At 40.4% G+C, this 6,886-nt stretch carries 7 protein-coding genes; 2 read left to right on the top strand and 5 right to left on the bottom strand.

All coding sequences use genetic code 11. The features are described 5' to 3' along the window. Together H7N67_RS07200 and H7N67_RS07195 are read left to right on the top strand one after the other, a co-directional pair. Positions 1-140, top strand: a 140-nt coding sequence (locus H7N67_RS07200; protein ID WP_187939437.1) for an outer membrane beta-barrel protein, incomplete at its 5' end; no start/stop codon positions are given. A gap of 217 nt (positions 141-357) precedes the next feature. Then, a complete protein-coding gene (locus H7N67_RS07195) occupies positions 358-1,191 on the top strand; it encodes a sulfite exporter TauE/SafE family protein (protein ID WP_187939530.1) in 834 nt (277 codons plus the stop codon). 358 nt (positions 1,192-1,549) lie between these two features. On the opposite strand, the gene msrB is transcribed toward H7N67_RS07195, so the two are convergent. The 5 genes from msrB to H7N67_RS07170 form a co-directional block, all read right to left on the bottom strand. Then, a complete protein-coding gene (msrB, locus tag H7N67_RS07190; RefSeq protein WP_000866628.1) occupies positions 1,550-2,629 on the bottom strand; it encodes a peptide-methionine (R)-S-oxide reductase MsrB in 1,080 nt (359 codons plus the stop codon). A gap of 120 nt (positions 2,630-2,749) precedes the next feature. After that, the gene (gene radA, locus H7N67_RS07185; protein ID WP_187939529.1) at positions 2,750-4,096 is read right to left on the bottom strand and encodes a DNA repair protein RadA; all 1,347 of its coding nucleotides are present in this window, start codon (positions 4,094-4,096) and stop codon (positions 2,750-2,752) included. Positions 4,097-4,207: 111 nt separating this feature from the next. Then, positions 4,208-4,441 carry a ribbon-helix-helix domain-containing protein gene (locus H7N67_RS07180; RefSeq protein WP_000415824.1) on the bottom strand — a complete coding sequence of 78 codons (234 nt, stop codon included), beginning with the start codon at positions 4,439-4,441 and terminating at the stop codon, positions 4,208-4,210. A gap of 155 nt (positions 4,442-4,596) precedes the next feature. After that, positions 4,597-5,577, bottom strand: coding sequence for an iron-sulfur cluster assembly scaffold protein (locus tag H7N67_RS07175; RefSeq protein WP_187939528.1), 981 nt, complete (start codon positions 5,575-5,577; stop codon positions 4,597-4,599). 21 nt (positions 5,578-5,598) lie between these two features. After that, the gene (locus tag H7N67_RS07170) at positions 5,599-6,762 is read right to left on the bottom strand and encodes a NifS family cysteine desulfurase (protein ID WP_187939527.1); all 1,164 of its coding nucleotides are present in this window, start codon (positions 6,760-6,762) and stop codon (positions 5,599-5,601) included. Positions 6,763-6,886: the final 124 nt, after the last annotated feature.

Genomic DNA, 6,886 nt, shown 5'->3' with positions numbered 1-6,886 from the left:
GCGATCATGCCGCGCAGCATGGCGTGGAATTAGGTGTGAAAATCCCTACCATTAACACGGATTATTATTCTTTCATGGGCGCTGAACTCAAATACAGAAGGCTCTATAGCGTGTATTTGAATTATGTTTTTGCCTATTAAACTCTCTTTAAAAAAAGGGGCTTGAAAAAGGGGGCTTATTTAAAACGCTTAAAGGCATTTTTAAAATTAAACGCTAAAAAGAGGGCTTATCTCTTGTAATCGCTCTCAAGCTATAAAACTAATCAAAACCCTATTTTTGTAATCATTAAAGAAAGATTTTTTAAAGATTATCACTCTTTTTTGATAAAGTAATAATTTAGAATTTAGGGAGTTTTTCATGGAAGAATCAACAGCGTTTATTTTGGCTCTTGTGGGGCTATTCACCGGCATTACCGCCGGGTTTTTTGGTATTGGTGGGGGGGAGATTGTCGTCCCTAGCGCGATTTTTGCGCATTTTAGCTATAGCCATGCGGTGGGTATTTCGCTCATGCAAATGCTTTTTTCTTCAGTGGTCGGCTCTATCATCAATTACAAAAAGGGCTTATTGGATTTGAGAGAAGGCTCATTTGCCGCGCTTGGAGGGCTAATGGGGGCGATTTTAGGGAGCTTTATCTTAAAGATCATTAACGATAAAATTTTAATGAGCATGTTTGTGGTGGTGGTGTGCTACACCTTTATCAAATACGCTTTTTCTAACAACAAAAAGCCAGAGCATTTTGAAGAAATGCATTTTGATTTGCATGCGAATAACAAAACGCCCGAAAAAAAGCGCGCAATCCCCTTTGTGTCTATGGATAGAACGCATGGGGTTTTGATGCTCGCCGGTTTTGTTACCGGCATCTTTTCTATCCCGCTAGGCATGGGTGGGGGGATTTTAATGGTGCCGTTTTTAGGCTATTTTTTGAAATACGATTCTAAAAAAATCGTGCCTTTGGGGCTATTTTTTGTGGTGTTCGCTTCTTTATCTGGGGTCATTTCTCTTTATAATGGGAGGGTTCTTGATGATATAAGCGTTCAAGCGGGGGTGATTACCGGTATTGGAGCGTTTTTAGGGGTGGGCATTGGCATTAAACTGATTGCTTTGGCTAATGAAAAGGTGCATAAAATCCTGTTGCTCCTCATTTATGCCTTAAGCATTTTAGCGACTTTACACAAGCTCATTATGGGGTAAATCTAAAAACACTCAAGGGCATTTTTAAAATTAATATCAAAAAGCTTTCATCAGCAAGCGATAATCTCTTAAAAAGCGCTTCTTTAGGGTTAGGGGAAATTAGTTGGGGGTTGTAATGGGATAACCCCCTACCCCCTTAAAAAATGAGTTTGAAACAAAAAATAAAATTAAAAACCCCATTTTTAAAAAAATAAAAAGTTTTAGTTATCCTTATTTGATGAGAACAAAAACATAAAACTTAAAAAAGAATATTTTCAAAGTAAGGGTAATTAAAAAATGAATTATTTAGGGCGGATTTTAGCGTTTTTAAGACAATCCAAACGCTTTAACCCCCTTTAGGGGGCTTAGTCATTACCCCTTAATGCGACTTTTTATCTTGGATGTATTTTTTCAATTCACCCTTTTTGATATAAGGGATAAACTCGCCATAGCCCTCTTTTTCCATGTCTTTTAAGGGGATAAACCTTAAAGCCGCGCTATTAATACAATACCTTAAGCCTCCTAATTCTTTAGGCCCATCATTAAACACATGCCCTAAATGCGCCTTACCAATACGGCTTAATACTTCAATGCGTTTCCTGTTAAGGCTCTCATCGTCTTCGTATTTCACCACATCTTTATTGATGGGCTTAGAAAAGCTTGGCCACCCGCAACCGGAGTCGTATTTATCCGCTGAAGAAAATAACGGCTCGCCGGTGGTAATATCCACATAAATGCCCTCTTCTTCTTTGTTGTAATACTCATTTTCAAAAGGTTTCTCAGTGTGTTTGTTTTGAGTCACCTCATACTGGAGTTTGGTGAGTTTTTTCTTTAAAACTTCATCGCTTGGTTTGGTGTATTTATCGTCATCCACAATCACTTCATCCGCCTTTTTCAAATCAATATGGCAATAACCACCAGGGTGTTTTTTCAAATAATCTTGGTGGTATTCTTCAGCCCTCACATAATTTTTTAACGGCTCTACCTCAATGGCGATTTTGCCTTTCACTTCTTTTTGTAACGCTTTTAAGGCGTTGTCTATCACTTCTTTATCCGCGCTATTGACATAGTAAATCCCTGTGCGATACTGCCTGCCCACATCATTACCCTGCTTGTTCACGCTCACCGGATCAATCACCTTAAAATAATAGCGCAGCAACTTGTCCAAACTGATCTTTTTAGGATCATAAATCACTTTCACGCTTTCAGCATGATCGCTCTCATGCAACTTTTCATAATTCGTGCTTGAAGTCTTACCATTAGCGTAACCAGAGCTTGCGTCTATAACGCCATAAATCCTCTCCATATACGCCTCTAGCCCCCAAAAGCACCCCCCAGCCAAGTAAATCACTCTTTCATCGGTTTTTGGGTGTTTAGCCCCCATGTTTTCATTCGCTTGCATGATCGCTCCTATTAGTAAAAAAAGATAAAAATTTTTCAAGTAAGATAATACTTTCATTGACAACCTTTGTTTTAATTTTAATGGTTTCCGCCATTATAACTAAAAAAGATGATAATTGTTCTTTAAATTGAGTTTAAATTTCAATAAGGCTTTGTTCTACTAGGTAACAAAAGTTCATCACATCCACTCAACAATCTTACCCACCACATTGGCTTCATAGCATTTGATAGAGGTTTTTTGACTAGGCTTTTTGGGCAAAATGGCTTTTAAAAACCCGTAATTTTCCATTTCTTTCAATCTAGCGTTCAAATTAGGGGCTTCTAAAATCCTGCCATTCAAACTCACTTCGCCCAAAAACGCCGTTTTATTGTCAATTTTTCTGTTTTTAAAGCTTGAAAGGATACTGGCAATGACCGCTAAATCGCAAGCCGGCTCGCTAATCTTAATGCCCCCGCTCACATTAATGAACACATCATGGCGGTTTAAGGGGATTTCTAGCTTTTTTTCCAACAAAGCAATAAGCATGTTAAGGCGGTTAGTGTCAAACCCGTTCGCTAATCGTTTGGGCGCTCCAAAACTGCACTCGCTCACCAACGCCTGAATCTCTAAAATCAACGCCCTTGAGCCTTCTAAAGTAATGGTAATGGCACTCCCCTCCATAGGCTCTTCTTTGGAAAAAAACAAGCTTGAAGCTTCTTTAGCGCTCACCAAACCCTGCTCTTTCATTTCAAACAAGCCGATTTCACTCGTAGGGCCAAAGCGGTTTTTAAAACTCCTCAAAATCCTTAATTCCCTACTGGGATCGCCCTCAAAATACAGCACGCTATCTACCATATGCTCTAGCACTCTAGGCCCTGCGATGCTCCCTTCTTTAGTGATATGACCAATGATAAAAATAGCAACATCTCTTGTTTTTGCCAAACGCATGAGCTCAAAAGTGATCTCTCGCACTTGCGAAATAGAGCCGGGGGCTGAAGAAATCTCTGGCGAATAAAGCGTTTGGATAGAATCAATCACGCAAGCAAAATAATTTTCGCTTTCTATATTAGCCTTAATCACAGGCCAATTGATTTCATTGAGCAGATACAATTCTTTTTCTATGCAATCTAATCTAGTGGCGCGCATTTTAATCTGGCTCAAGCTCTCTTCCCCGCTCACATACAAAACCTTTTGCTGGTTTTTGGCTAAGCCAGAAGCCACTTTTAAAAGCAGAGTGGATTTCCCCCCCCCAGGACTCCCCCCCACTAAATACAACCCCCCTTTAGCGATCCCCCCACCTAAAACAATATCCAACTCGCTTTGAGTGGAAGAAAACTTGATGACTTCTTCATGTTCAATTGCAGCGATAGAAACGCTTTTTTGCACTTGTGATAGCGGTTTTTTAAGCGCGTGTAAAACTTCCTTTTGAGCTTGGTTCAATTCTATAAAACTCTCCCATGCGTTGCATTGAACACACTTGCCTAACCACTTAGGGCTTGTAAAACCGCAATGCTGACACTCAAATAAAGAAGTTTTTTTAGCCAAAATACCACTCTTTTTTAAAATCACACAGCTAAAGACCAGATAAAAATGGGGTTTTGGTTTTATTCTGTAGCAAAACTCATAAAGCTAGACTAAAACCAAGTTAAAAAGTTATCAAGCGCCATTTTGCTCTATTTTTCTTAAAGCCTTCAAAATATAGCGTTTGATATAAGATCCCACGCTTTCTTCTTCTTCGTTAGCCATTTTCTCTAGTTTTTGGTATTGCTCATCAGAAAAATACAAGCTTACCGCGCGAGTTTTTTTATTAGCGTCTGCTTTTGGTTTGCGTCCTAGTTTATTTTTAGTTCCCCTTAAGTGAGTTTCATCTGTGTTTTCTGTCTTTTCCATCAAGTTCCTTCAATCATCATCGCAAATCGCTTCAAAATAGCATATTAGCATAAAAGTAGCGCGTAACGAACAATGTCGCAAGCGCTAATCGTTCCTCATTTTGAGTTTATTAGCGCTTCGCTCAAAAAAGGCCTCCACCCCCTAAAAAGAACAAATCAAATCGGTAACACCCTGATACTGCGATCCAATAATTCCTGCAAAGCGTTTTCAATGGCAAATAAAGTCCCGGTAGTCGCGCTCATGCACCCATCGCATGCCCCCATGTAGCGGATATACACATCAATGTAATCATCGCTTTCTTTAATGTCTAAAATCTCTAAATCCCCCCCATCCATCATAAGCATAGCGCGGATATTTTCATCAATGACTTTATCCACGGCTTTAATCTTTTGAACCATAGTCATTTCCCTAAAAGCCAATTCCCCATTTTGGGATTTGTTAGCGGTGGCTTTAAGTTTTTCAACTTCCATTTCTTCGCGCACTTCTTTAAGAATATCCACCAAATAATAATCCCTTTTTTCATGCCCTCCAGGCCTCACACAGCTTTTACAAAACGCGCCGGCTTTGGTGTAGTTAGTGATTTCTTCAACGCTTTTTAAATCATTGAGCTTAATCACTTCTTTAATCGTGCCTAAACTCACCCTAGCGCACTCGCACACGATGATTTCTTCTTCAAAATCTTCAGCGTTTTTCCCCAAATACATGCCGGCAGCTTTTTTAATCACATCATATGCCATCACCGAGCAGTGCATTTTTTGCCCAGGCACCGCCGGCGTGTCCGGATCGTCTCTTAAGCCTCTTTCCACGTCTAAATTCGTGATTTTTACCGCATCTTGGACTCTTTTATTCAAACACAATTCTACCATCATGTCTGAGCTTGCGATTGCTGTCCCGCAACCAAAGCTTTTAAACTTCGCATCAACAATTCTATCCGTGCTTTCATCTACAAGCCAATACAACCTCACCGCATCACCGCATGCCTCTGCGCCATAATCCGCCACAATGAGCTTAGCGTTTTTGGCTTTAGCCTGCTCTTCGGTGATGACCCCTAAATGCGTGGGGTTATCCATGCGCCTTTGAACTTCTTTAGAATACGCATCCCAGAGAACCGAACCCACTAAATCATGTTTTGCCATTTTGATTCCTTTATATTCTTTTTAATAAGAGCTTGAAATGTTTCTCAATCTTACAGCCGCTTGAGAGAAAACTTCAATCGTTTTATCAATTTCAGCTTCCGTGTTAAAACGGCTCAATGAAAGCCTGATAGCGGTATGAGCTAATTCCTTACTCGCTCCAATCGCTACCATGACAGGATTAGCCTCTAAATCCTCACTCGCGCACGCGCTCCCTGTGGAAGCGGCGATATTAGAGCGGTTTAAATCCCACAGCATGGCCTCTCCTTCAATCCCTCTCACGCTGACTAAAGTCGTGTTAGGCACACGATGGACTCTATCGCCTACCACCATCACATCAGGGATTTTCAAAAGCGCTTCTTCTAATTTGTCGCGCAATTTCCCCACCACTTCTTTTTCATAGTCTAAATGCTCTACGGCTAATCTCATCGCTTCGCCCATGCCCACAATATAAGGCACATTCAAAGTCCCGCTGCGCCTGCCATTCATATGCTCCCCGCCATGAAAAAGAGGGGTCAATCTCACCCCACTTCTAATATACAACCCCCCAATGCCTTTAGGCCCATGAAACTTGTGTGCACTAAAAGAAAGGAAATCCGCATTCGCTTTCAACACATCTACAGGGATTTTACCAATCGCTTGCACGGCATCGGTATGGAACAACACGCCCTTTTCTTTACAGATAGCCCCGATTTCTTCAATGGGGAAAATGAGACCGGTTTCATTATTCGCCCACATCACGCTCACTAGAGCGGTTTTTTCTGTGATCGCTTCTTTGACTTGCTCTGCGGTGATGCTCCCATGCTCATTAATGGGCAAGTAAGTAACCTCCACCCCCAAGCTTTCTAAAAAATTGCAAGTGGATCGCACCGCCGGATGCTCTGCAACCGTGGTTACAATATGGTTTTTGCCCTTTTTCAAGCATTCATCAAAATACACGCCCTTTAAAACCCAATTATTGCTCTCTGTCGCGCAAGAAGTGATGATCACATCATCTATATCCCTAGCGTTAATGCCTTTATAAAGCTTATCTAGCGCTTCTGCAATGGCTGGGTGGGTTTCTGTGCCAAACTGGTGTAACGAGCTAGGGTTCCCGTAATGATCCCTTAAAAAAGGATCCATGATTTCTTTGACTTTAGGGTCAATCCTAGTTGTAGCGTTATTGTCTAAATAAATTCGTTGTAACAAGGTTAATATTCTCCTTAAAAATTTTACATAGATTTCTTATCTAAGTCTAAATTATGATTAAATACAAGATATTTTCTTAATTTTAACTTAAAATAAGATGAATTTTTGAAAACATTTTGAGAAA

It is taken from the genome of Helicobacter pylori, from assembly GCF_014498195.1.
In the GTDB taxonomy this organism is placed as follows: domain Bacteria; phylum Campylobacterota; class Campylobacteria; order Campylobacterales; family Helicobacteraceae; genus Helicobacter; species Helicobacter pylori_DO.
This window is presented reverse-complemented; position numbering and strand designations above follow the sequence as displayed.